The organism is Methanolobus sp. ZRKC5, assembly GCF_038446525.1.
GTDB lineage: Archaea > Halobacteriota > Methanosarcinia > Methanosarcinales > Methanosarcinaceae > Methanolobus.
Genome location: NZ_CP151792.1, coordinates 1,067,387 through 1,090,935, shown reverse-complemented (window position 1 = coordinate 1,090,935; position 23,549 = coordinate 1,067,387). Strand labels below are relative to the sequence as shown.

Sequence of the window (23,549 nt, the reverse complement as noted above, 5' to 3'; positions counted from 1 at the left end):
TATTGCATTGATTCAATTATCAGTATACTACGAACAAGTATTTTGGATTGTAAAAGTACGTCCCAAAGTAATTATCAATCTATTTGTTCCATGAAATACTGCACTGTTTTTGAAAGCCCATTGATTAAATCAACTTTTGGTTCCCATTCCAATACCTTCTTTGCCTGTGTGATATCAGGTCTCCTTACTTTAGGATCATCGACTGGCAAACTTTCAAAAATAATCTCTGAATGGGATTCTGTTATTTCAATAACTGATTTTGCAAAATCCAATATAGACATTTCCGAAGGATTTCCAATATTTACAGGCTCATTAAAGTCCGACATCATCAATCTGTATATGCCCTCTATGAGATCCGAAACATAGCAGAAAGAGCGTGTCTGTGAGCCATCTCCGTATACCGTGATATCCTCACCTTTCAGAGCCTGATTTATGAAATTAGGAACGACCCTTCCATCGTTTGCACGCATACGTGGTCCATAAGTATTGAATATACGAACGATCCTCGTATCAATGCCATGATATCTGTGATAAGCCATTGTTATCGCTTCAGCATATCTTTTTGCTTCATCGTATACTCCTCTTGGCCCAATTGGATTTACGTTTCCCCAGTATGTTTCAGGTTGTGGGTTAACCAATGGATCTCCGTAGACTTCAGAAGTAGAAGCAATTAACAACCTTGCTTTTTTTTCCTTTGCAAGTCCAAGCATGTTGTAAGTGCCCAAAGATCCAACTTTAAGTGTTTGAATTGGCAATTCGAGGTAATCAACAGGAGATGCAGGACTTGCAAGATGGAATATGTAATCTATCTCGTCTCCAAAATATATTGGTTTAGTAATGTCATGTTTTAAATATGTGAATTTATCTGAGGTCATATGATCTATATTTTTTGTATTTCCTGTCACAAGATTATCTATGCAAATGACTTCGTTACCTTTCTCAAGCAAAAAGTCACATAAATGTGACCCTAAAAAACCTGCACCACCAGTTACTATTGATCTCATGTTATCACACTCTAGAACTCTATTGAAGATGAGTCTCCTATATTTAATGAATTGTGCTTGCCAATGACATTTGCATCGTCTCCTACTATTGAGGACTGCAGGTTCACTTTTGATATATGCGTGCGTGAACCAATGACGCTGTCTGATATTATGGAACTCTCCACGGTTGTTTCCTCAGCAATAGATGCATAGGGCCCAACCACAGAATTGAGTATTTTCACATTCTTTCCGATTGCTACTGGGTGTATTATTACAGAATCAACACTTTTATGATCAAGGTCGATGTTCTCTTTTTCATTCAATAATACCTGATTTGTTTCAAGGAGTGATTTTGCATGACCACAGTCGTACCAGCTGGAAACCTCAAATGTCTTCAACCTGCTGCCTTGTTTAATCATTTCCTGAAGTGCATCTGTTAACTGGTATTCTCCACGTGATCTTTTATCATTCTTTATCATCTGCTCAAGGACTTCAAACAGCATAGGTGTGTCCTTTATAAAGTACACTCCTGCAATTCCCAGATTTGATGCTGGTCTTTCTGGTTTTTCTTCAAGCTTCTTGATGCAAGGTGAGGTCTGCTCTAGCTCAACAATTCCATATTTTCTGGGTTCTTCAACTTCCCTTACGCCAATTGAACCTGCGCATTTTTCATTTTCAGCGTGCATTTTGTAGAAATCAAAATATCCTGATTTAAAGATCATATCTCCAAGAGCTATCATGATATCTGAACCTCTTGCATATTCGCGTGTTATATACACAGAGTGCCCAAGACCAAGTCTGTTTACCTGTTCTACATACCTGATGTTGAATATACTTTGATAGTGCTTGTTGACGTATGATATCAACTGCTCTTTATGATAACCGACAACAAGTATTATCTCTTCTGGTTCAAGATCTATCATTCTGTCAAGGATGTGCCCTATAATAGGTTTACCTGCTATGTATACCATGGGTTTTGGTTTGGTGTGAGTGTGCGGAAACAAGCGTGTTCCAGTACCTGCTGCAGGGATGATTACTTTCATTTATAGTCTCCTTTTTAAAAAGTAATGTATAATGTTTGATAAATAAGGGATATTTGTAACTATTCAGCCTGATAAAAACGCTATCAATAACAATCTTGACAAAAAGTTGAAACGTAAATTTCATTAGGATCATTTATTTTGATTGTTGCTATTGATTGCTTTTTTGATTGTTAGATTGTTAGTGAGCAGACATCTCTATTTCGATGAAATCAGTACCAATAGGCAAATCGTGCCAGGCTGAATAGTTACGGATATTTTTGAATTACTTAATATCTAATAATTTGATGCTGTTGGACTTATTTTGGATATTTTTCCCGGCTTAAGGGTCATAGGCGTGTGCCAGAGCCGCCAGCAAGTATGATAGATTTGATAAAAACGTCTTTATTTATATATTTAGAGTTTTCATATGTTTATGTCTACAAATGAACATACAAATATATAAAATAATTGTATTTTATTAATGGGGCAGAATAATATCATCACTGACCACAGTATTAATTGATGGTGAGGGTATGTTTTCATTTATACATTTGAGGATTATGTCTGAATATCTGTTTAAATAAATATTGTTCCAAAGTTCTGTTTTTTCCAATATTATCCTTATCTCAATTTTTAAGTACTATTAACTCAATCATATCAAAAAATCTAACCATCCCATCTACTTCTACAACGTGATCGTATGTCATACAAAATTATCGAAAAAGAGGAACTAGCTCCTAATGTGCACCAGATGAAAATTCTGGCACTTGACGTTGCTAAAGCTGCAAAGGCAGGCCAGTTCATTATACTACGTATTGATGAGACCAGTGAAAGAATACCACTAACAATTGCTGATTTTGATGCAACTGAAGGTACAATCACAATAATCTTCCAGGAAATGGGCAAGACTACAAAAAAGCTTGCAAAGCTGACAACTTCAGATGAACTTCAGGACTTTGTTGGTCCTCTTGGAACACCTGCTGATGTGAAGGAACTCGGCACAGTTATCCTTGTAGGTGGTGGAATCGGTATAGCTCCTATATATCCACAGGCTAAGGCATACCGCAAGGCAGGTAACAAAGTAATATCTGTGATCGGTGCGAGGAACGAAAGCCTCCTTATCTTCGAAGATGAGATGAAGGCCGCAAGTGATGAGCTCCATGTTGCAACAGATGATGGTTCTAAAGGTCACCACGGTTTTGTAACGGATGTTGTAAATAATATTCTTGACAGCGGTGAAAAGGTTGCAAGAGTAGTTGTCATAGGTCCTCCAATTCTCATGCGTGTGGCAGCCGGTATGTTGGAACCTTACGGTGTTGAAACACTTGTAAGCCTAAATCCTATTATGATCGATGGTACTGGCATGTGTGGTGGATGCAGGGTTTCTGTGGGTGGCGAGACAAAGTTCGCTTGTGTGGATGGTCCTGAATTTGATGCTCATAAAGTAGATTTCAATCTTTTGATGAGCCGCCTTGGTCTTTACAAGGATGAAGAGGCAAAGTGTCTCGATCATCATAACCATAAATGCACCTGCAGGGGCGAGAACTAATGGTTGAAAGACAGGCAATGCCATTACAGGACCCTAAAGAGAGGGCACAAAACTTCAATGAAGTTGCACTGGGTTATAACGATGAACAGGCACATGCTGAAGCTTCAAGATGTCTTGAGTGCAAGACTCCTCAATGTGTGGAAGGCTGTCCTGTAAATATTGATATACCCGGTTTTATTGTCAGTATAAAGGAAGGGGACTTTGACAGGGCAATTGATACTATTAAACTTACCAATGCACTTCCTGCAGTATGTGGACGTGTCTGTCCTCAGGAAGCCCAGTGTGAACTACACTGTATACTCGCAAAGAAGAGTAAGCCTGTTGCAATCGGAAGGCTCGAACGTTTCTGTGCAGACTATGAGAGGAAAAGAGGTGTAACTCCTCCTGTACGTGCTGAGTCCACAGGTAAAAAAGTCGCAGTTATCGGTGCCGGACCTGCAGGTCTTACGGCAGCAGCAGATCTTGCAAAAGAAGGCCATGAAGTTACAATATTCGAATCACTCCATGATACTGGCGGCGTATTGACCTATGGAATTCCTGAGTTCAGGCTTCCAAAGGCAATAGTAAAGGAAGAAGTTGAATACATCAAGCAGCTTGGTGTTGAGGTTAAAGTTGATTACGTCATCGGGAAAATAAAGACCCTGGATGAACTTGCGAATGCATTCGATGCTGTTTTCCTTGGAACTGGTGCGGGATTACCAAGATTCATGGGTATTGAAGGCGAAAATCTCAATGGTGTTTACTCCGCGAACGAGTTCCTGACCAGGGTTAACCTGATGAAGGCATACCAGTTCCCAAATTACGATACACCTATCAAAAGAGGGAAGAAGGTCATTGTAGTTGGTGGCGGTAATGTTGCAATGGATGCCGCACGCAGTGCACTTCGCCTTGGCGCTGATGAGGTAAGTATAGTATACCGCCGAAGCGAGGCCGAACTCCCTGCAAGGAAGGAAGAAGTGGAGAACGCAAAGGAAGAAGGTATTGTGTTCAGACTGCTCAGCAATCCTGTACGTATTCTTGAAGGCGAGAACATGACAGTTAATGGTGTGGAATGCATCAAAATGGAACTTGGAGAGCCTGATGATTCCGGACGCAGGAGTCCTGTTCCTGTGGGAGGTTCTGAACATGTGTTGGATGCTGATATTGTTATCATTGCGATTGGTACATCACCCAACCCTATGATATTCTCAGGTTCAACCGGTCTGGAAACCAATTCAAGAGGGACCATTATAGTTGATGGTTCCGGAAAGACCTCTCTTGACAATGTCTATGCAGGCGGGGATGCTGTGACGGGTGCTGCAACGGTTATCAGTGCCATGGGAGCAGGCAAGATCGCTGCGCAGGCCATAAATGAATATCTGACTGACTAATTTTGTTATCCGGCTTTGTCCGGAACCCTTTTTTTTATTATTTTTTCCTGAACACCTTTTTAAGCTGGTATACGCTAAATGGTATCAATGAAAAAAGGCAGTTCTTTTCCAAGCAAACCCAAAAAGTCACACATGAAAAGTGTGAACAATTCTTCTGACAGAAACAAAGTTTCCGGGAACAAGATGCCAAAGAAGAGTCCTACTCAAAAAAAGTCCGGTCAAAGATATGCAAGCAACGAAAAGGACTATATTTTTTGGTGCAGGGACTGCAATGTTCCACTTATAGAAAAGGGCTGCAATAATTGTGGAAATGAAGGGGAAAAGATAAACCTTTCTCAACCTGCAGATGTGCGTTTTTGTTCTCCTTATGAACGAAGTATCCTTCACGACCTGCTTTTATCTTTATTTTCATGTGATCCATTGGGTGAGCGGGTTATTCTCCTAAATAAGATCCCCGGGGACGATAAGACTGATGAGGTTATAGTTGACGGTCTGTTTTTTGGAATCCTCCGCTTTGATATGCACAAAATGGACTACGTTTTCGAACCATCTGTTTTGGGTGCCAGCATCCTTCAGGAGTATACTAGCCAGAAAACGATAGTGCTGAAAAAGAATTCCAGGCACCTTAACGGCAAAAAAGTGAACTATGATCTGGTAGAATCTATTTCTCCCGATGTCCGGGAAAATGACATTGTACTTGTAAGATCTGGAAACCTTAGTGGATTTGGGATAGCATACTGCGATGCAAAGGATGCATCTTCTGTAGATGGTCCGGTACTGAGGGTCAGGAAGATCGATTCACAGCAGGTTTCGTTGAATGTAAAGGTTGCTACAATGGATGATGTAGTGACTGCAAACGTTGTTCATATGCGCAAACTTGGTAAGAACGCCATCAACACAATAAAAGGCATTGCAAACCAGAAAGATCACAAAGGTCTGCCTGTCAATGTATCATTCAGTGGTGGAAAGGATAGTCTTGTGATACTTGACCTGACCATCAGCGCACTAAAGAACAGGAAAGTTCAGGCATTTTTTCTCAATACCGGTATTGAGTTCCCTGAAACTGTGGAATTTGCTCATAAATATTGCAGGGATAACAACATCGAACTGATCGAAAAAAAGGCAGTTTCTGATTTCTGGGACAATGTGGATGCATTTGGTCCTCCAGCAAAGGATTTTCGCTGGTGCTGTAAAATATGCAAACTTGCTCCGGCAAATGCAGCTATAGAGGAGTGTCTTGAGGAAGCTCCCACATGCATAACCGTGGATGGGAAAAGAAGGTATGAGTCATTTTCCAGAGCGAATATTTCCACAAGTGAAAAAAATCCTTTTGTTCCGGGTCAGCTTAATATTTTCCCTATAAAAGACTGGAAAGCAATAGAAGTCTGGTTGTACATCCATTGGAGAAAACTCGAATACAACCCTCTTTATGATCTTGGTTTTGAAAGGGTAGGGTGTTATTTGTGTCCAGCGGCTCTTTCGGCAGAATATAATCGGTTAAAGGACCTGCATCCTCAGTTACATGAGCGTTGGGAATCATTCCTTATGCAGTGGGCAGAAAGTAATGGTTTGTCTGAGCAATTCATTGAGCATGGTTTGTGGAGATGGAAGGAACTTCCTCCCAAGATGATAAAACTCTGCGAGGAAATGGGAATCTCTTCATCAGCAAGTGTTAGTAATTCATCGTTTGGTGTAAACATCACTTCAGGAATATCTCCATGTAAAGCCGGAGGTTATAGTATTGAAGCCTCGATACATGGTTTTTCAATGAAACGAACCATGGATGTAATGAACATTATTGGAAAGATGGTTTTTTCAGAAGAGCTTGGTCTTCTGATGCTAAAGACTGATTCATCCACTGTAAAGATATTTTCATCCGGAAGTCTTGTAATAAATTCTGAAAATAAGGATATTGCAGATTCTCTTTTTAAGGAGGTCTCAAGCCAGTTATTAAAGGCTCATAAGTGTACAGGATGTGGTATATGCCTCAAAGCATGCCCAGTAAGTGCTATTACTATCAAAGATGGCTCTGTGCAGATAAATGCTAGTTGCGTCAGGTGTGGTAAATGCACGGATTCATGCGTAGTGCTCAAATATGCAGGCAAACTATCCTGAACTACGCATATTGTTTTTTACGGTGAGTTATTAATAGGTTAGTATATTATATAAATGAAAAAGAACGGTCAAATGGTGAAAATGGTTACAACAGGAAAGGATGGGCTTTCAAGAATAATAGATAGCAAGTGGAAACTAGTTTCTCTTGTGGCAATTTTTTTCATGTCAGTTCTATTCGTGTACATACTTTTTCCTCTTGCCGATGGTATCGTTCTTGGTCTTGTATTTGCTTATATTGCCCGTCCGATCTTCCTAAAGATGAAACGATTCAGGAAGGCTGCAGCCCTTGTAGCAACGATGTGTATAGTTGTTCCTGTTGTTTTCATAATAGGTTCCGGGGTTGTGGAAATACTTCGTCAGATAGTGTGGATAATTGAGAACCAGGCGTATGTCATCAATACAACGTTTGATTTTTTCAGGTCCATAGACATACCTGAAAAGTACAGTGCTGATGTACAACAAATGGTATGGAATATTTCCAGTTCATTCTTCCCCTTGCTTAGTAAGATCGGAATTGTAGCTTATGCCCAAAATCTGATGATGTTCGCTATAAACTTGCTTATTGCAATATTCCTCTGCTATTTTTTACTTGCAGATGGTAGCAGTCTTTATAATTCCGTATTGCGGGTGGTTCCAAGTGAACATAAGTCTGCCGTGGTTCGATATATATTCCACCTTGATGTTATCTTACAGGGTGTTTTCATAGGAAATGCATCAGCTGCATTGATTGCCAGTGTTCTTTCTCTGATAGTATTCTATGCATTTGGTTTTACTCATATTCTTGCTTTGTCCACTCTTATATTCGTAGCATCTGTCATTCCCCTGTTTGCCGGTTACATGGTTTTGCTTGTTTTGTGCTTATATCGTTACCTGGGCCAGGGGCTTGAAAGTGCAATTGTGTTTTTCGTAGTTTCATCCATAATCATCTATGGTCCTCCTGAACTCTTTCTGCGTCCTTACCTTGCAAGTATAAAGTCTCAAATACATCCTTTTCTTATTCTTCTTGCATTTGCAGGTGGTGCATTTGTAGGGGGTATTGCAGGTTTCTTCATGGCTCCTATCGTGCTGGGTTCAATAGTTGCAGCATACCGGGTTTATACAGGCAATGATGGGCCGGTTTGTGTGCAAAAAGATGCTTCTTTTTGCGAAAAAGAAGTTGCAGATTGAAAGGCTTTTAAAGGACTTCGTTTTCTGTTACTGGGTCTATATTTGTTCCTGAATGGTGCTTGAAAAAGGTTATTAACGATTGGTCTAATTAAGGTAGCAGATATCATAAAGGTGAATTTATGCAATTATTACTGATACATTCTGATTATATTGAGTATGAAGTGAAAAAGAGCACTCCGGTTGCTGAAAAAATAGAAGAGTCCTTTAAAAAAGGCAGACTCGAAGAAGCTCTTACTGCATTCATTGCAGTGGAAAAGGTTGATGAGTCAAACGTTGAAGGTACTATCTCAAAAGCTGTAGATGAGATAAAAAATGTGGCTTCACAGGTTAAAGCTGAAAGCATAATGGTCTATCCATATGCTCATCTGAGTTCTGACCTATCCTCTCCCAAGTCTGGCGTTGCCGTCCTTAAAGGAATAGAAAAAGCACTTTCCGGAGAATTCACTGTAATGAGGGCTCCATTTGGATGGTACAAGGCTTTCAAGATAAGCTGCAAAGGCCACCCACTTTCTGAACTTTCACGTTCAATCGTCCCCGATGAAGCGGTACCAGGGTCCGAAACCTCCTCCTGTCTTGCATCTGTGAAGGAAGAAGTAGTCTCCGAAGCTCTCAAAGCTGAGAGTACTGCTAAGTCATACTGGCACGTCCTTACACCGGATGGCACTCTGCACGACGCAACTAGTTTTGATTTTACAGGGCATGAGAATCTCGAGAAGTTTGTGGATTATGAGATATCCAAGAAGCGAGCTGTTGAGAAGGCACCTCCACATGTTGAGCTGATGCGCAGGCTGGAACTGGCAGACTATGAGCCAGGATCTGATTCGGGTAATATGCGCTATTATCCAAAGGGTCGTCTGATGAAATCATTGCTCGAGAACTATGTGCTTGAGGAGTCTTCAAAGGTTGGGGCCATGGAGGTAGAAACACCTATAATGTATGATATGAATCATCCGACCCTGAAGAAATACCTTGACAGGTTCCCTGCACGTCAGTATTCCATTGAATCTGACAAAAGGCAGCTTTTCCTCAGGTTCGCCGCATGTTTCGGTCAGTTCCTCATGAATCATGATATGACCATCTCCTACAAGAACCTGCCATTGAAAATGATAGAGATGACCAGGTACAGCTTCAGGAAGGAGCAGCGTGGAGAACTTGTGGGTCTGAGACGTCTGCGTGCTTTCACAATGCCGGACATGCACAGCCTGTGTACTGATATGGAGCAGGCAATATCCCAGTTCGATGATCAGTATAACATGTGTATCTCTGTTCTTGATAAAATTGGTATCAAGGTGGATGACTTTGAAGTTGCAATCAGGTTTACCAGGGATTTCTACAATGAGAATAAGGATTTCATAACAAATCTTGCAAAGACTGTTGATAAGCCGGTGCTTATTGAAATGTGGGATACCCGTTTCTTCTATTTCGTGCTTAAATTCGAGTTCAATTTCGTCGATGCTCTTGCAAAGGCAAGTGCACTTTCAACTGTACAGATAGATGTTGAGAATGCTGAAAGGTACGATATCAACTATATCGACTCCAATGGAAATGCCAACAAACCTGTGATCCTTCACTGTTCCCCAAGTGGTGCAATTGAACGCTGTATCTATGGGCTGCTTGAAAAAGAGGCAATGAAGGCTGAAGAGGGTGGAGTTCCAATTTTGCCTTTATGGCTTTCCCCCACTCAGGTAAGGGTTATACCCATAGCAGAAAAGCACATGGATTATGCTCTAAAGGTATCTGAGCAACTTAATTTCCGTGTTGATATTGATGACAGGGATGACACAGTAGGTAAGAAAATACGTGAGGCTGGTCGTGAATGGATTCCTTATGTTGTGGTTGTTGGTGACAGCGAAGTGGAAAATGGTACTATCAATGTGACCATCCGTGCAGAATCACAACCTAAGAAGCCGGTAAAGGTGGAGATGGCTCCTGAAGAACTTAATTCCAGAATCTCTTCTGAGGTTGAAGGGATGCCATATAAAGGACTATGTCTTGCAAAAATGCTTAGTAAGAGGCCAAAATTCATATAAGCCTTTCATACAAATAAATGGGTATGCAGGACGACAAATCCTACGCAGAGGAATTTTCCTCTGCAATCATACTTGTTAAAGGGAAAGTTCAGGGTGTTTATTTCCGTAAATTCACCATGGAAAATGCCAAAAAACTTGGTCTTACAGGTTTTGCACAGAATCTGCCAGATGGCAGGGTCAAGGTTTTTGCTGAGGGGAAAACCCCCTCTATTCAAAAATTGATAAATTATTTGGATATAGGTCCGGCTTTAGCCAGAGTTGATGATTTGGACATATCATGGTCTTCATTTTCTTCAGAATATTCAGATTTCGATATTAAAAGGTAAGGTCAATCTACTGTCTTCTTATTTTGAGATGACTTTCTCCGATTAACTTTAATAGTCCTATTACTGATTCTTTATTAATGGGAAACATAATCATTGTAAGGTATGGTGAACTTGCCTTAAAGAGCACAGGTGTTCGTAACTGGTATGAGAAGACTTTGGTGAACAATATCTCAGCAATGCTGGAACATCGCGGTATCCCGTATTCCCGCATAATGCGCGAATGGGGAAGAATTTTCATTGAAACTGATGATACGCGAGCTGCAAAGGCAGCAGCGGATGTTTTTGGAGTGGTTTCTACTTCTTTTGCACAGGTGGCTGATGCTACCATTGAGTCTGCAGGTGCATTGTGTGCAAAACTTGCTGATAGTTTTGTTATTGAAGGCCAGTCATTTGCAATCAGGGCCAGACGTACGGGAAACCATAGTTTTTCGTCACGTGATATTGGGATGGGATGCGGCGATGCAGTATGGAGTATGCTCGAATCAAAAGGCATTACACCTTCTGTGGATCTCTCAAATCCTGACAGGGAAATTTTCGTGGAAATGCGCCAGAGCAAAGCATATGTTTTCACAGAAGCCGTGAAAGGTGTGGGTGGACTTCCTATGGGTACTCAGGGTAAAATGGTCTCTCTTATCTCAGGAGGTATTGATTCTCCGGTTTCCACCTGGCTTTTAATGAAAAGGGGTGTGGAGATAGTGCATGTTTATTGTAATAATTCTCCCTACAATGAAGACCCTGCTCATAAGCGCACAATGGATTGCATAAAAGCGCTTCAGGAATGGTGTCCAAGTCATCCGTTCAAGGTATATGAGGTTCCAAACGGTTCTAATCTCGGGATTTTTATAGACAAGTGTTCCAGGAACAAAACATGTCTTCTATGTAAGAGGACCATGTACAGGATAGCTGCTGAAGTAATGAAAAAAGAAGGTGCTTCAGGCATAATTACCGGTTCATCTCTTGGCCAGGTAGCTTCCCAGACTGCAGCTAATATGCATGCTGAAATTCACGGACTTTGTCTTCCTATATATCATCCTTTGATAGGTCTTGATAAAAATGAGATCATTGATATTGCAAGGAATATAGGTACTTTTGACATATCCATCCAGCCTGCAGGAAGTTGTGCAGCAGTTCCAATGTACCCTGAGGTAAAAGCTGGTTTTGACTCTCTTCTTATGGAAGAGGAAAAAATTGATATTGATGAACTTGTTAAAAAATCTATGGAAAATGCCAGAGTTACGAATTTAGAAATTTGACACGGGTTTGACCTTTATTTGTATGCTATTAATTTGCATAGTTATACATTTAAAAGTTTATATTTTTTTATTATATTTCATTTCTATGTTATGGTAGATGCTATCGGTTTCATTGTAATTTTAATGTAACTATTCAGCCTAGCTCACTTCCACCAAGCTGATTTCTTCATCCACGATTAATTCTGCAACTTTGGAACAAATGAATTGCCATAAAATATTGCACTAATTGCATCGATAACAGATTCAGAATTCTTATTAACAGTAGACACGTATCCTCTTATACGGCAGAAATTTTTTGCACCCTGTTTACTGCGGAAAGTACCTGATATCTTCTGCTGTACTTTCGTCATTCTGATATCTCTTTCAGCCTGATTGTTATCAAACGGAACGTTTTGGTCGTACATAAATCGCAAGATATCCTCTTTATGGCCAATAAACCTATCCAGCAAATTCTTTACCGTGGTCTGCTTCTTACGTCCTCGTTTTTTAGACCGCACATTTGATTCCGGATCAGGAGGATTTTCATTCACTCCTAAACAAGTTATGTGATCATAATCCTCACTGAACCTTTGAATTAGCTCAGTATCTAAAAGATCATTATCAACATGATGTTTAATGCATATCAAGAGATCACTCATTATCTTTGGCCACTGTTGATCACTGTTTTCGGAAGCTCCAGTTAACTCTCGTAATAAATGTGCATTACATAATGAATGTTGACATTCATATTTGTTGTACGGTTTCCAAAAATCATGTGTTGCAACACCAGTGTAACCTGGTAATATGCCCATAGCATCCATTGCTTCTGAGCCCCTTTTGCGATGTGCAAAATAATAGGTCAGTTTGTCTGTACCTGCCACATGAAGCCAATTACGAACTGCATTTATTCTCATTCCTGTTTCATCCAGATTGATGACAGGAGATTCTTTCAGGAGATGTTTCACTGTATTTTCAAAAGCTCCAAGCTTCTCAAAACAACTACGTTCCGTGTTCACCAAAGTAGCAGGACTTATCTTGCATCCCAAAATATCAGAGAACAACTTGGTAACACGCTGATAAGGAAGTAATTGGTAAGTGTGCAAATAAACTGCAAATGACTTAACTCGATGACCGTATTGAGTCGGCTGAGTTACACCATCTGGAAAAAGAGCTTTGTTTACATGAGAACATTTGGGACATGTTTTAATCTCGCAACGATGTTCAATGCAATTGATAGTTATAGGAGGAATGTCAAAGACCTGTCTTCTTTCATAGTTAGAGGGAACAGAAGCTAACGATCTCCCACAATTGACGCATTGATTAACAGGATGAACAATAACTTCATCCGGATCATCATTTATTCTTAATGTAGTACCAGGATGACCGTTTTGACCACCTACATGCTTATTGGTCTTTTTTCTTTGACTTTTAAGGGTTGGTTTATTCCGTGCATAAGAATCAGTAGAAGGTGGTTTGCTACTGTTGCGACTATTCTTTTCAAGCATTTCTTCCAAATGCCTGACACGCTCTTCAAGTTGTGCAATTTGGAGAGATTGATGTTCAATTATCCCAAGTAATCGAGTTACAAGTTCTACTACTGCTTCTGGACCAGCTTCATAAACTGCAAGTATTTCTTCGCGGTCTATACAAATCCCCTCAGATTGATAGACGTTTTTTATGATATTTTACTGAATATTTTTTAACACATAGAATGAAGCCATAGTATATTGTTTTTTGCATCATTAAAACAGTTAGGCTGAATAGTTACATTTTAATATATATTATTCTGCTTGAAATAATACAAACTGTTTATATATAATTATCAACAATGCACATTTAAGGCGTACAAACTCAAAGCAAATTAAATTAAGCACAAATTTCATTCTTCATCTCTCGTCCATTCCCTCAATCATTCCCGTTCGCCTAAACTCTTTTTGAGACTCTTTTGTTATTGGATCAAAGAGTTACATTTTAATAATATTATTTCTGTCAAGAGCAACTTTTATATAAATATCGCGCATATAATATTCGTGAGATTATAATAATACTTTTTGATCAATAGTTGGTTTATATGAGTGAACTTCCCTGGGAGAATAAAAAAATAGCAGAGATTATGTCATCTGTAGTTGATGAGGTAGAGATGTCACCAGATGTTTCTGAGAAAAAAAAGAGCTCAACTCCACAAATTCCTGATATATTAGCAAGTGCTTTTGCTGATATTCCAATGGAAGAGGCAAAAATCGAGGTTCATGAGCCCATTTCTGATGTAGGGGCAGGTTTGATTCCAGAGGCAAGTACTCCATTTGGAGATTTACCCGATTTATCTGCTTTGGGCCAAATTAAGAGTGAGGGTACAAAATTAAATTTAGAAAATATTTCTTTACCATCTGCTTTACCTCCATTCATGAACACTCCCAACATTTCTGGCATATCAGATGAAAAAGAAAATATTGCTTCTGATATTTCTAAATCGTTGTTTAATCCTGAGCTTTCCGGCATGAATACAGATCATTCTGTGGCTACTGCTGCTAATTCACGTGATTTTGATAACAAGCGCTCTCCTCCTCCACTATTTGAGCTATTCACTCCTGAAAATACCAGCACAGAGCATTTAGAGGGTCTTGAGACATCGGTGCCAAATTTACAGGAGTCTGAACAAAATGCTCCTCCTTCTTTTCCCTCATTAGTACCATCCGATGGAAATTTGGCTGTTCCTGATCAATTTGCTACTGCTCTTGCTAATGGTGCCAATCCTGCAGTTGCTTCCAATCCATTCGATCCTACTCCGGTTGTTAACTCTCCTCCTTTTGCTGGTAGTCCTACTGCTGTTTCCAACCCATTTGAACCTACTCCGGTTGTTAACTCTCCTCCTTTTGGTGGTAGTCCTGCCGCTGTTTCCAACCCATTTGAACCTACTCCGGCTACTGACTCTCCTCCTTTAGGTGGTAGTCCTTCAGTTGTTTCCAATCCATTCGACCCTAGTCCTGTTGCTGAATCTCCTCCTTTTGGTGGTAGCCCTGCAGCCGTTTCCAATCCATTCGATGGTGGTCATGTAGCTAGTGTAAATCCATTTGAACCTACTTCTATTGTTGAAGCCAGCCCATTTGGTGGCAGTCCCATTATAGGGGCCAATCCATTTGGCGAACATTTACACAGTAATGAACAATTTTCTCCAAATGATAATTCTGGCATGAAGGGATCAACTAAGTCCCCTGTTAATGTAGCTGCATTTAAGAAAAACATTGAAGAAATATCTGTAGTTGCCAGAGGGTTTATTAAAAACCTGACAAAAGGGAAGAGTCTTATTGAAAGAATGGAGGATATGAAGGGAGATACAACATCAGATGAGTCTTATTATAATGGTCCTGATGATCCATCCTCACCTCAGTCACCATTTGAAAATGAATCAGTTAGTTCCGTCAATCCTTTCATTTCCTCTCCTGCTACTTCCTTTTCTTCGCCTGCAGAACCTTTAAAGAAAGCAACGGATAATGCGCAGGTAAATCCTTTTGAGGTTGAAGTGGGGCGTGCACCAGTTGAGAATATCAGGAAAATAACTCCCATAGATGATCCGATTATGGAAATGGATGATAAATATTCCATTGATGAAGTTGTTTCCTCTGATAATGTTCTGGGCACAGTTCCGGCTGATGATCCTGGGTTTTTAGGTGTTGATTCTGAGCTTGTAAAATTCACACCGGTTGTTGATTTCGTAGTCAGTGGTGTGGATAATGATGTAGGTAATGATGTTTTTCCTGATTCGGTGATACTGCCGGATAGTAACCCTGAGATGGTCATAGCAGATGAAATTGTAAGGCATCAGGATGAACCTGTATTGTCTATTGAGAAATTAGTTTCTCATATTGAGCCTAATGTTCCTTCTTTTGGAATTGAATCGCAACCAGAGGTTTTTTCAGTAGAACCAAATGGTATGAAGGTTGCAGATGAGAGGTATGGTGAGATAGAAAACGATATCAACATTTTAAAAGACAATATTGGGGACATGGGTTTACAAGTTAGCTCTATCCGTGCTGAAGTAGAAACCTTTTCAAGTAAATTTTCAGGTATGGATATGACCTTATCTTCTCTTGTAAAAGCTAATGAAGAGATTCTGTCTCAGGACAATGGGAAAGTCGGTGAACTTGAATCTAATATTGGAATAGTTGCTCAGAAGCTTAGTGATTTTGAATCAACTCTTGTTGCAATAGAATCTGGCAATTCGTCTGTTAGTTCTGATCTGTCCCGGATGGAGGATGATATTTCCGGACTTGTGAATTCTTATACTGCACTTCTTGCTCAATTGCATGAATCCTTACAGGAAAATGAATCAAAATTTTCCCGTATCGATGAAGTTTCAGGTAAGCTGGATACAATTGCTTCAAGTATAACTTCCATGGAAAAATCGAGTGACGATGCAAAATCAACTTCAATGGAATTTTCAAGGTCGATATCTTCATTGATCGATAATATGGGTAATATCTCTTCTGAGTTCCAGGAGTTCAGGCAGAAATCTGAGCAGAAGAATGCTGCAATGCTTGAAAAGATCAATTCTACTACAGAGTATGTGGAAAGTGAATTGAAAAAACTTGGCGCGAGGAGTTACAAGGGATTCGGGCAAAATGTCCACCTTTCTAACATAATCAAAAATTCAGGCAATATGAAACTCTGTATGGAGTGGCTCGAGTTTTTGATGGAACTTGTCGGTCGCAATAACCTTCCTGACATACTCTCATACTATGAGGAGCTTGGATGGATAACTGAAAAAGTGAGAATGGAATTGCTCCACTATGCCGATGGAATTGATTTCTATATGGAAAAACCTGACTGGAAGCTCACACCTGATGATCATGTTAAATCAATCTGGTTCATCGAGAGCCTTGCAGGTATGAAAGTTGATAAGAACAGGCTTTCTGTCATCGAACGAGACATTGAGAAGGTTAAAAAGGGATCTGAAATATACGGAATATGAAAATCTTTTGTAACTATTCAGCCTGGCACGATTTGCCTATTGGTACTGATTTCATCGAAATAGAGATGTCTGCTCACTAACAATCTAACAATCAAAAAAGCAATCAATAGCAACAATCAAAATAAATGATCCTAATGAAATTTACGTTTCAACTTTTTGTCAAGATTGTTATTGATAGCGTTTTTATCAGGCTGAATAGTTACAATCTTTGTAACTATTCAGCCTAGCTCACTTCCACCAAGCTGATTTCTTCATCCACGATCAATTCTGCAACTTTGGAACAAATGAATTGCCATAAAATATTGCACTAATTGCATCGATAACAGATTCAGAATTCTTATTAACAGTAGACACGTATCCTCTTATACGGCAGAAATTTTTTGCACCCTGTTCACTGCGGAAAGTACCTGATATCTTCTGCTGTACTTTCGTCATTCTGATATCTCTTTCAGCCTGATTGTTATCAAACGGAACGTTTTGGTCGTACATAAATCGTAAGATATCCTCTTTATGGCCAATAAACCTATCCAGCAAATTCTTTACCGTGGTCTGCTTCTTACGTCCTCGTTTTTTAGACCGCACATTTGATTCCGGATCAGGAGGATTTTCATTCACTCCTAAACAAGTTATGTGATCATAATCCTCACTGAACCTTTGAATTAGCTCAGTATCTAAAAGATCATTATCAACATGATGTTTAATGCATATCAAGAGATCACTCATTATCTTTGGCCACTGTTGATCCCTGTTTTCGGAAGCTCCAGTTAACTCTCGTAATAAATGTGCATTACATAATGAATGTTGACATTCATATTTGTTGTACGGTTTCCAAAAATCATGTGTTGCAACACCAGTGTAACCTGGTAATATGCCCATAGCATCCATTGCTTCTGAGCCCCTTTTGCGATGTGCAAAATAATAGGTCAGTTTGTCTGTACCTGCCACATGAAGCCAATTACGAACTGCATTTATTCTCATTCCTGTTTCATCCAGATTGATGACAGGAGATTCTTTCAGGAGATGTTTCACTGTATTTTCAAAAGCTCCAAGCTTCTCAAAACAACTACGTTCCGTGTTCACCAAAGTAGCAGGACTTATCTTGCATCCCAAAATATCAGAGAACAACTTGGTAACACGCTGATAAGGAAGTAATTGGTAAGTGTGCAAATAAACTGCAAATGACTTAACTCGATGACCGTATTGAGTCGGCTGAGTTACACCATCTGGAAAAAGAGCTTTGTTTACATGAGAACATTTGGGACATGTTTTAATCTCGCAACGATGTTCAATGCAATTGATAGTTATAGGAGGAATGTCAAAGACCTGTCTTCTTTCATAGTTAGAGGGAACAGAAGCTAACGATCTCCCACAATTGACGCATTGATTAACAGGATGAACAATAACTTCATCCGGATCATCATTTATTCTTAATGTAGTACCAGGATGACCGTTTTGACCACCTACATGCTTATTGGTCTTTTTTCTTTGACTTTTAACGGTTGGTTTATTCCGTGCATAAGAATCAGTAGAAGGTGGTTTGCTACTGTTGCGACTATTCTTTTCAAGCATTTCTTCCAAATGCCTGACACGCTCTTCAAGTTGTGCAATTTGGAGAGATTGATGTTCAATTATCCCAAGTAATCGAGTTACAAGTTCTACTACTGCTTCTGGACCAGCTTCATAAACTGCAAGTATTTCTTCGCGGTCTATACAAATCCCCTCAGATTGATAGACGTTTTTTATGATATTTTACTGAATATTTTTTAACACATAGAATGAAGCCATAGTATATTGTTTTTTGCATCATTAAAACAGTCAGGCTGAATAGTTACCAATCTTTTTTTAATAAAATAGATGTTTGAGGCCAGTTTGGCCAGAAACATTTTATTATTTTTTAAAGTTGTAATTTTTGTTTAGAACATTGCTTCCAATTTGTCAGCATAATTTGCCAGTATTGGTAGCCTGTACATTTCACCAGTAAATGCTTTGTACATGAGGAATATCCATAGCACGAATATAGCCAGGTACACAAATATCGACAAAAGTGCAATTAACCATCCAATAATTGGTATCCAACCGACCATCATAATTACAATTGAAAATATAATTATGGCTATGCTCAGGACTGTGGACTGAGCTGCATGGAAACGTACAAATTTGTTGTCTTTTTCAATAACTAATAAAAGTATACCGGAAATTAAGCCAAAAAGATAGGCTATTACTCCAGCTATGTTTTCACTTACACCTAATTTAGTTTCACTCATAATAATTCTCCTTATAGATCTGTATATGTTGTCATTAGTTTCTTTTTCATTGAGCTAAAATCACAATAAGAAGAACAACGACATATTTAAATATAATTTTTAAGCACTTTGTACCAAGGTACTATTAAAACCCATCTAAAATCATTTATGTAATTCATATCATTGAAAAAATTCTGCAATTTTGTGATTTGAACTTATCTAATGATTGATTAATAAAATAAATAGCTGTAAACGAATGCTTACAGCATTTTGATATTTTTATTTTACTCAATTCTCTGCAAGCTCAAATGTTGCATTTGCAAGGAATACTGTAGCAATAGGTCCTGTAATAAGCACACCGAATCCCAGAAGAATCATTCCGATTACAAAAAAGACAAGCGTTATGGCATATACTACTAAGCTTTCAACAGGATTAGCTTTGATAATTTCAATACTCTCTGTTATTGCTTCAATGCCACCATATCCTTTTATTACGAGTAAAGGCAGTGCGAACATGAAAAGTATTCCTACTATCGTTGAGAGTATGGATGCGATCTGTCCAAGTATTCCGGCAATGACTAAGTAGATCAGCATATATACCCAGCTTCTGATAAAATCATCCTTGTTGAAACCTGCAAATACATCACTGATCTCTATTGTTTCTCCCCTTGCTCCCTTTACTGCCATGGAAGTAAATCCATAGGCAAGAGGTGCAATGGTAACTATCAATATTGAGCCTAAAGCGGCTATCAATAAACCAACTATAAATGTTACGAGGTTATCTTTCACAACATTCCAGGAGTTCTTTAAAGCTACTTCATAATCCAACATACCACTTCCTGAATATAATTATTAACAAAGAAGTTATGTATCTGGAATGTATATATACTTATCTAAAATAGGTTTGCAGACCGGACTGGTCAGCAAACATTATACAATTTTATCAAAGTTTAATTGCAGATCTCAGAACATTGCTTCCAATTTGTCAGCATAGTCTGCAATTACTGGCAGTCTGTACATCTCGCCCTTAAAGGCTTTATACATAAGGAATATCCATAGTACAAAGTATAGTAATGCCACAAGCATTGATATTAATGAAAAAATAAATCCAATATATGCTATGCCATCAAGAAAACCAAGAACAATATTTAAAATAAACGTAACTATTCAGCCTACCACAATTAGCCTATTGATACTGATTTAATCAAAACGGAGATGTTTGCTCACTAACAACCTAAGAATCAAAAAAGCAATCAATGGCAACAATCAAAATTAATGATCCTAATAAAATGTAGGTCTCAACTTTTTGTCAAGATTGCTATTGATAGTGTTTTTATCAGGCTGAATAGTTACAAATAAACAATCCAGCAGACAATACAGTAGACTGAGCTGCATGGAAACGTACGAATTTATTTTCCTTTTCTACAAATAATAAAATGAGGCCTGTAATCCACCCAAGAATGTAGGCTATAACTCCAGCTATGTTCTCATTGACTCCAATTTTAGTTTTACTCATAATAATTCTCCTTATAAATGTATATCATGTCCTTAATGACATTTCAGGAATTCTTTAATAAATATTCATAATTAAATATGGTACTTCCTGAATATAATTATTTACAAGAATGTGTGTATCTGGAAACTATATATATTTACCTAAAATAATCGGAGTGCAAAAAAAGAAAAGATGACGCAAGATGCGTCATTAAATTTAAGTTTAGAATCTGACTTCTATGTCAGTAATAAGTTGCTGGCTGGTCACATCAATTATCTTGAGGTTGGCCGTTTCACCTGCTGTGACGATATTTGACTGATTTGTGAAACTTGATGATGTATTCTTAAAGTTGTCAATGTAGAATCCATTGTCATCTTTTGTCACATACATTACTTCTCCAGCATCAAATGATTGATTAGTGTCATCAAGTAGAATCGTTACAGCTGTGCCATCAAGTGTAAGCTTTGTTCTTGAATCTGATATAACAACAGCGTCTCCACCTTGATGCTCAAGCTTAATGCCTGTGATGCCGCTGTCGATGTTGTCAGCGCTTGCTCTCAAGCTTGCCTGTGGTGCCTGTTCTGGTGGGCCCATGCCGAATACGAATGCTGCGATAACTGCAGCAAGGATTACAGTGATTGCGACCATCAGGATAACGCCAATGACCGGGGATACTGCATCCTCATCTAAAAATTGGTTTGCTTTACTCATAGTTTGTTCCTCTCTTGTTCAGAAGTTATAGTTTCTTCTGTTTCTTTTTTTGGACCACTTTTTCAAGTTTCTTGGTCCACATTTTATCGTCGAGGTCGGTATATTCGCACTCGAGATAATGTTGCACCGCCATACTCAGGGCTTCTTTAGTTGACGACTCATTACATTTCTTCTTTAAAGCCGCAAGTTCATCTTCCGTAAGTACAGTTTGTGCGTGTACAATTTTGACCATTGTATCTCCTGATTGTTTGAATCATCTGATGAACATATTCTTTCAAACCATCATCATAATAATCATAATGAAATTTATATATAAACTTTGTTGCCTATGTTCAATTAGGTTTGTTAAGGCCCTTTCTTTTGCGTATGTTATTATATATTTATACTAATATATTCAGTTTGTGAATTTATTCGTATAAAATAAATCAAAATATTCATACTTTTCATTGGTTTCATATATATTATTCATATAGATGTGGTTAGTCCATCAGAATGATTTTGTTTTTCTTTAACCTTAAATGATTCTGTTGGTAGCAAAGGTATTTTTATTTGAGCCTGTTTAAGGACATCTTTTTAACAGAGTATTTCATTAGCAAAGTCAAAATAGCATCCTGTCTATTATGCTATCTGGTAGCCTCTTAAAAATTATTCAAAGAAGGAACATTCATGTCATCTAGTCGTTTTATAATCACAGTTATTGGTATTGATAAGATTGGTATCGTTGCGGGCATCACGCAGGTCATGGCACTATATAATGTCAACATTGTGGACATCAGCCAGACTATCATGGACGACCTGTTCACAATGATAATGCTGGCGCAGATAAAAGAAGAGAACTTTGACCTGGCAGCTTTCCAGCAGGCTATGTCTGATAAAGGTGCAGAGTTTGGTGTTGAGGTAAAAGTCCAGCATGAAGATGCATTCCATTTCATGCATAGGATCTGAGGTGTATGTCCATGCTGATCCATCCTGAAGAAATACTTGAAACAATTAAAATGGTGAGCAACGAGAATCTTGACATACGGACTGTCACCATGGGCATCAATTTGCGAGGTTGTAGTCACCCTGATATAGATACTTTCAATGAGAATGTCTACAACAGGATAATGTATTATGCAAAGGACCTCGTGAAGACAACCAATGAAATACAGAACCTTTACGGAATCCCAATAATCAATAAAAGAATATCAGTGACTCCAATTGCAATTGTTGCGGAAAGCTGTGACGCTACAGACTTCACATCTGTTGCTCAGACACTGGACAGGGCTGCCGAAGATACAGGTGTTGATTTCATAGGTGGTTTCAGTGCTCTTGTTCAGAAAGGAATGACTCCTGGTGACATGAAACTTATAAATTCTATTCCCCGGGCTCTTGCAAGTACTAATAAAGTCTGTTCTTCTGTAAACGTGGCAACAACTAAAGCAGGCATCAATATGGATGCTGTCGCTCTGATGGGTAAAGTTATAAAAGAGACCGCTGAGATGACAAAAGATAATTCAGGCATCGGCTGCGCTAAACTTGTTGTCTTTGCCAATGCTCCTGAAGATAATCCGTTCATGGCCGGTGCTTTCCACGGAATTGGCGAACCTGATTGTGTTATTAATGTAGGTGTAAGCGGTCCCGGGGTTGTTAACTCTGCAGTGCGCGCGCTCAAAGACCCAACACTTGGGGATATTTCAGAGTGCATTAAAAAGACTGCTTTCAAGATTACAAGAATGGGTGAAATGGTAGGCAAAGAAGCTGCCCGCAGACTCCATGCACAGTTTGGTGTGCTGGATCTGTCTCTTGCACCAACTCCTGCTGTGGGTGATAGTGTTGCCGCCATCCTGGAAGCTATGGGGCTGGAGAGCTGTGGAACTCATGGAACCACTGCCGCACTTGCTCTTCTTAATGATGCGGTCAAAAAAGGAGGATCAATGGCATCATCTTCCGTTGGTGGACTCAGTGGTGCATTCATTCCTGTGAGTGAGGATGAAGGCATGATACGGGCTGTACAACGTGGCTCCCTTTCACTGGATAAACTTGAGGCAATGACCAGTGTATGCTCTGTCGGTCTTGATATGATCGCAGTTCCGGGTGATACTCCTTCTTCAACCCTGGCTGCTATAATTGCAGATGAGATGGCAATAGGAATGATCAACAGGAAGACAACTGCTGTAAGGGTAATACCTGCACCAGGGACAAAAGTAGGAGATATGATCGAGTTTGGCGGTCTTCTTGGAACTGCTCCGGTTATGCCGGTACATAAGTTCAGTTCAGAGCAGTTCATCTCAAGAGGTGGTCGAATACCTGCTCCTATACAGTCACTTACAAATTGAATCCCCAACCCTTTAATAA

General features: G+C 39.1%; 19 protein-coding genes. 10 read left to right on the top strand and 9 right to left on the bottom strand.

What is annotated here, in order from left to right:
• Window positions 1-74: 74 nt before the first annotated feature.
• Both WN948_RS05165 and WN948_RS05160 read right to left on the bottom strand, forming a co-directional pair.
• Entirely contained in the window at window positions 75-1,004 is a 930-nt protein-coding gene (locus WN948_RS05165; RefSeq protein WP_342305935.1) for a UDP-glucuronic acid decarboxylase family protein, read from the bottom strand.
• An 11-nt stretch (window positions 1,005-1,015) separates the two neighbouring features.
• Entirely contained in the window at window positions 1,016-2,026 is a 1,011-nt protein-coding gene (locus tag WN948_RS05160; protein ID WP_342305934.1) for a sugar phosphate nucleotidyltransferase, read from the bottom strand.
• Between the two features lie 679 nt (window positions 2,027-2,705).
• Between WN948_RS05160 and WN948_RS05155 the strand changes: the two genes are divergently transcribed.
• From WN948_RS05155 to thiI, 7 genes are all read left to right on the top strand, one after another.
• On the top strand, window positions 2,706-3,554 hold the full coding sequence (locus tag WN948_RS05155) for a sulfide/dihydroorotate dehydrogenase-like FAD/NAD-binding protein (protein WP_342305933.1): 849 nt from the start codon (window positions 2,706-2,708) through the stop codon (window positions 3,552-3,554).
• Window positions 3,554-4,924, top strand: a complete 1,371-nt coding sequence (gene gltA / locus WN948_RS05150) for an NADPH-dependent glutamate synthase (protein WP_342305932.1) — start codon at window positions 3,554-3,556, stop codon at window positions 4,922-4,924. The genes WN948_RS05155 and gltA overlap by 1 nt, the downstream gene beginning before the upstream one ends.
• A 78-nt stretch (window positions 4,925-5,002) precedes the next feature.
• A complete protein-coding gene (locus WN948_RS05145; RefSeq protein WP_342305931.1) occupies window positions 5,003-7,039 on the top strand; it encodes a phosphoadenosine phosphosulfate reductase family protein in 2,037 nt (678 codons plus the stop codon).
• Window positions 7,040-7,093: 54 nt separating this feature from the next.
• Window positions 7,094-8,206, top strand: a complete 1,113-nt coding sequence (locus tag WN948_RS05140) for an AI-2E family transporter (RefSeq protein ID WP_342305930.1) — start codon at window positions 7,094-7,096, stop codon at window positions 8,204-8,206.
• 119 nt (window positions 8,207-8,325) lie between these two features.
• Window positions 8,326-10,236, top strand: a complete 1,911-nt coding sequence (locus WN948_RS05135) for a threonine--tRNA ligase (RefSeq protein WP_342305929.1) — start codon at window positions 8,326-8,328, stop codon at window positions 10,234-10,236.
• Window positions 10,237-10,259: 23 nt separating this feature from the next.
• Window positions 10,260-10,562, top strand: a complete 303-nt coding sequence (locus WN948_RS05130) for an acylphosphatase (protein WP_342305928.1) — start codon at window positions 10,260-10,262, stop codon at window positions 10,560-10,562.
• A gap of 77 nt (window positions 10,563-10,639) precedes the next feature.
• Window positions 10,640-11,815 (top strand): tRNA uracil 4-sulfurtransferase ThiI, encoded by a 1,176-nt coding sequence (thiI, locus tag WN948_RS05125; RefSeq protein WP_342305927.1) that lies wholly within the window; start codon window positions 10,640-10,642, stop codon window positions 11,813-11,815.
• A 176-nt stretch (window positions 11,816-11,991) separates the two neighbouring features.
• On the opposite strand, the gene WN948_RS05120 is transcribed toward thiI, so the two are convergent.
• A complete protein-coding gene (locus tag WN948_RS05120) occupies window positions 11,992-13,446 on the bottom strand; it encodes an IS66 family transposase (RefSeq protein ID WP_342306396.1) in 1,455 nt (484 codons plus the stop codon).
• 419 nt (window positions 13,447-13,865) lie between these two features.
• Between WN948_RS05120 and WN948_RS05115 the strand changes: the two genes are divergently transcribed.
• Entirely contained in the window at window positions 13,866-16,763 is a 2,898-nt protein-coding gene (locus WN948_RS05115; RefSeq protein WP_342305926.1) for a FlaD/FlaE family flagellar protein, read from the top strand.
• A gap of 261 nt (window positions 16,764-17,024) precedes the next feature.
• Here the strand turns inward: WN948_RS05115 and WN948_RS05110 are convergent, their stop codons facing one another.
• The 6 genes from WN948_RS05110 to WN948_RS05085 all read right to left on the bottom strand — a co-directional run bounded on the left by WN948_RS05110 (window position 17,025) and on the right by WN948_RS05085 (window position 21,444).
• Window positions 17,025-18,479, bottom strand: a complete 1,455-nt coding sequence (locus tag WN948_RS05110; protein ID WP_342306395.1) for an IS66 family transposase — start codon at window positions 18,477-18,479, stop codon at window positions 17,025-17,027.
• Between the two features lie 197 nt (window positions 18,480-18,676).
• Window positions 18,677-19,027 (bottom strand): DUF4870 domain-containing protein, encoded by a 351-nt coding sequence (locus tag WN948_RS05105; protein ID WP_342305925.1) that lies wholly within the window; start codon window positions 19,025-19,027, stop codon window positions 18,677-18,679.
• A gap of 267 nt (window positions 19,028-19,294) precedes the next feature.
• Entirely contained in the window at window positions 19,295-19,837 is a 543-nt protein-coding gene (locus tag WN948_RS05100; RefSeq protein WP_342305924.1) for a hypothetical protein, read from the bottom strand.
• A 505-nt stretch (window positions 19,838-20,342) separates the two neighbouring features.
• Window positions 20,343-20,522: a hypothetical protein gene (locus tag WN948_RS05095; protein ID WP_342305923.1), complete on the bottom strand. Its 180-nt coding sequence runs from the start codon at window positions 20,520-20,522 to the stop codon at window positions 20,343-20,345.
• 201 nt (window positions 20,523-20,723) lie between these two features.
• Window positions 20,724-21,212 carry a type IV pilin N-terminal domain-containing protein gene (locus tag WN948_RS05090; protein ID WP_342305922.1) on the bottom strand — a complete coding sequence of 163 codons (489 nt, stop codon included), beginning with the start codon at window positions 21,210-21,212 and terminating at the stop codon, window positions 20,724-20,726.
• 25 nt (window positions 21,213-21,237) lie between these two features.
• Window positions 21,238-21,444: a DUF5371 family protein gene (locus WN948_RS05085; RefSeq protein ID WP_091937948.1), complete on the bottom strand. Its 207-nt coding sequence runs from the start codon at window positions 21,442-21,444 to the stop codon at window positions 21,238-21,240.
• Between the two features lie 434 nt (window positions 21,445-21,878).
• Here WN948_RS05085 and WN948_RS05080 point away from each other — a divergent pair, with 434 nt between their 5' ends.
• A complete protein-coding gene (locus WN948_RS05080; RefSeq protein ID WP_342305921.1) occupies window positions 21,879-22,157 on the top strand; it encodes an ACT domain-containing protein in 279 nt (92 codons plus the stop codon).
• 11 nt (window positions 22,158-22,168) lie between these two features.
• The gene (locus WN948_RS05075) at window positions 22,169-23,530 is read left to right on the top strand and encodes a PFL family protein (protein ID WP_342306394.1); all 1,362 of its coding nucleotides are present in this window, start codon (window positions 22,169-22,171) and stop codon (window positions 23,528-23,530) included.
• The last annotated feature ends 19 nt before the right edge of the window (window positions 23,531-23,549 follow it).